At 35.2% G+C, this 694-nt stretch carries 2 protein-coding genes; both read left to right on the top strand.

Features of this window, described 5'->3' with window-relative positions; translation table 11 throughout:
* On the top strand, window positions 1-221 hold a 221-nt coding region (locus AC1XUO_RS29640), incomplete at its 5' end, for a hypothetical protein (protein ID WP_483333521.1).
* Window positions 205-694: hypothetical protein (locus tag AC1XUO_RS29635; protein WP_483333520.1), on the top strand; the 490-nt coding region annotated here is incomplete at its 3' end. The genes AC1XUO_RS29640 and AC1XUO_RS29635, both read left to right, overlap by 17 nt.

Below are 694 nucleotides of genomic sequence, written 5' to 3'. Positions count from 1 at the left end.
ATTTAGGACAGGGGAACGCCGATCCAATGTGGAACCAGGACGGAGTGGCACCGCAATGTGAAGTAGGAAATATAGGTTTTGGCAGGCGTGCTTTTATCCCTGCAACTTATGGAAATGGGAAAACAATTCCGAAAGGCTATTTGGAAAGTCATAGTATTAGTAATTATGGATGGATATTTGAGTTGAACACAAACGCAAACGGCTATGTTAAAACCCGGTAGACTACTAGTTGCTATTGTTTTCTTTCAGCTCATTTTTTCATGTAAAGACGACAAAAAACAAAACCAGCAAAATGCAGGTATAGATCGCAACAAATTGATTGAATATTCTAAGATTCATTTTGGTGAATCTAATTATTCTGATTTATACAAAGCAGCGAATGATTCTTTAAATTCTTGGATCGGGAACAAACTAAGTGCAAGCAAGATGCAGCGTTATTCTAATTGGCAACTTGATAGTTTGTTATGTTTTAACATTGCCAAAAATAAGTGCATTATGGCTATTGCAAATCAAGAAAGTGAAACAGTAAATAACTCAATAATTTATTTTTACGGAGTGAAAATAAATAAGCAATGGTATTTTTTTTACGGACCTACAATGTATCCTGATCCATTCAATCATAATCCTTTACCCTTCGCCAAGCTACACGAAATAGCGATGGATGATATTTTTAAAGGCTATTTGAAGAAGAATG

It is taken from the genome of Dyadobacter sp. HNCC25DJ186 (assembly GCF_056895235.1).
This window is presented reverse-complemented; position numbering and strand designations above follow the sequence as displayed.